1 protein-coding gene and 4 tRNA genes are annotated in these 2,469 nt (G+C 34.1%); all 5 read left to right on the top strand.

Going from position 1 to position 2,469, the window contains the following annotated elements; all coding sequences use genetic code 11:
• Positions 1-15 precede the first annotated feature (15 nt).
• The 5 genes from CWS01_RS22145 (at position 16) to CWS01_RS22165 (ending at position 2,443) form a co-directional block, all read left to right on the top strand.
• A tRNA-Glu gene (locus CWS01_RS22145) sits at positions 16-87 on the top strand.
• 820 nt (positions 88-907) lie between these two features.
• Positions 908-1,786 (top strand): radical SAM/SPASM domain-containing protein, encoded by an 879-nt coding sequence (locus CWS01_RS22150; protein WP_101179751.1) that lies wholly within the window; start codon positions 908-910, stop codon positions 1,784-1,786.
• A 388-nt stretch (positions 1,787-2,174) separates the two neighbouring features.
• Positions 2,175-2,250 (top strand) — tRNA-Val (locus CWS01_RS22155).
• A gap of 28 nt (positions 2,251-2,278) precedes the next feature.
• Positions 2,279-2,354 (top strand) — tRNA-Thr (locus tag CWS01_RS22160).
• Positions 2,355-2,367: 13 nt separating this feature from the next.
• Positions 2,368-2,443 (top strand) — tRNA-Lys (locus tag CWS01_RS22165).
• Positions 2,444-2,469 lie beyond the last annotated feature (26 nt).

Genomic DNA, 2,469 nt, shown 5'->3' on the forward strand with positions numbered 1-2,469 from the left:
GCCAGAAATTTATCTGGCCCATTGGTCAAGCGGTTAAGACACCGCCCTTTCACGGCGGTAACACGGGTTCGAATCCCGTATGGGTCATACGAATAAAAAAGTTGTTAGCAGATGCTAGCAACTTTTTTATTTTAGGGAAATTAAATCTTCTAAATTCCACTGAGAAATCATAAAAAGGAAACAGAGGCACTTATGCAAAGATAACTTTGTATATATCTAATGGCTGGCAACTTTATTAATTAATTTGAAGTTCTTTAAATGAATCCTTATTTATACGCATAGAGCAAACTAATCGGGAACATGGAATGTGATATTGTAAAGAGTATTTTTCCCTTCGTGCATCGCTAATTTTATAATAAGATGTTTCTTTTCTCCCTCATATCAGCAATAGGTAATTCCTGATAGTTCATCTGCTTTCAAGATTAATGAATTAAGAGGAAAAGATGAATGGAAAAAACTTGTAAAATAGGGAGTTTGCTAAAATAAAAGAAAAGGCCTCTTGGATAGTATTAAAATTAGTTTGTTCAAGTGGTCCTATTGTTTAGCAGATAAAATAGTGGCTTTTATTGAATCATATCTTATCTGATTAAGAAACAACAGAATATTTGCTGCTTAATTCTAGTGCACTTTATGTGATGGATCGAAGGTATATAAATACTCGGCTTCTATAATGAATAAATTAACAAAAATTTTGTATTGGCAAGGTGAAAGAAGTTTTATTTGGAGGATAGTAACATGTAAGATAAAGAAGTATCTAGCGAATTATCATGGCATCATTTTAAAGAGGGAAAATAGTGACAGTAGTTTTATTAAAAAAGCCTGTTTTCATTTGAGAATAATTATGCTGTAATAAGGATAGAACAATAGTCAGCTTGTTCTAAGTAGTAAAGGAATAGAGGGATTATGCTTGAAAAAGTTTAAGAAGTTTTATTTAGAGATTACAAGTGTATGTAATCTTGCATGCAGTTTCTGTCCCCCAACGGAACGACAGAAGCAATTTCTTTCTGTGGAGGAGTTTTCGAAAAGATTAGATCAAATTAAACCGCACACAGACTACATTTATTTACATGTAAAAGGAGAGCCGCTGCTTCATCCTAAAATAGATCAATTGCTCGATTTAAGTCATGAAAAAGGATTTAAAGTTAATATTACAACTAATGGAACATTAATTAATAAAAAGAGACAAAAATTATTAAATAAACCTGCATTACGACAGATGAATTTTTCTCTTCATAGTTTTGATGGCCATGCTGGTTCTACAGATAAAGAAGGATATGTAAGAAGTATACTTTCATTTATAAAAGAAGCAACGAGTCAATCAGAGATGATTGTTTCACTAAGACTTTGGAATCTCACACAAGACAACACGACAAATCTTGAGAGGCAAAGAAACAGACAATTATTAGGAATTATTGAAAAGGAATTTGATTTAGACTACAAAATTGAAGAGAAGATCACACCAGGAAGTGGAGTGAAAATTGCGGACCGCATTTTCATTAATCAAGATTACGAGTTTCAGTGGCCTGCTTTACATGAAGAAGAGGATGATGGAAAAGGCTTCTGTTATGGATTGCGAAATCAAGCAGGTATCCTAGCAAATGGAACGGTTATTCCTTGTTGTTTAGATGGTGAGGGAGTGATTAATCTTGGAAATATTAATGCTGCCCCATTTTCTGATATTATTGAAGGGGAAAGGGCTAAAAACCTTGTAGATGGTTTTTCACAAAGAGTGGCTGTAGAAGAGCTATGCAGGAAATGTGGCTATCGCAAAAGATTTGGAAAATAAATAGGGAAACATTCTATTGTGAGTAAGGAAGTTGGATACATCGGACTAATAATTTGGAATAAATAAAAGGCTTCATTTAAAGTATTTGAATCAATGCCCTGTTGCTGTATTGTTAGTGATTGTTTTTTAGCATATGCTAAGCAAGCTTTTGAAGAAACAGGGCTATTAAAAATAGAATAGCATAGAAATGATTGGATATTTTTGGTAAAATGTAATCTGTTATGAGTGTTGTGAGAGAGTGGCAAGTAGACTTTTTGGTGTTTTTATTTTGTATATGCTAGGATACAAAGTTTTATCATAAAGTTAAATTTTTTTAAAAAAATACTTGCTTTATAAAAAACCACATGATATATTATATATTGTCGTCAGGACAACGTGGAATTCAAATGGAGGATTAGCTCAGCTGGGAGAGCATCTGCCTTACAAGCAGAGGGTCGGCGGTTCGATCCCGTCATCCTCCACCATAATATAATCTAGACAAACTATTAGAATGCCGGTGTAGCTCAATTGGTAGAGCAACTGACTTGTAATCAGTAGGTTGAGGGTTCAAGTCCTTTCGCCGGCACCATTTATTAGTCTTTGAGCCATTAGCTCAGTTGGTAGAGCATCTGACTTTTAATCAGAGGGTCGGAGGTTCGAATCCTCCATGGCTCACCATTTATTTAAATATTTTTGCGGGTGTG

This window comes from Niallia nealsonii (assembly GCF_002835805.1).
GTDB classification, from domain to species: domain Bacteria; phylum Bacillota; class Bacilli; order Bacillales; family Cytobacillaceae; genus Niallia; species Niallia nealsonii.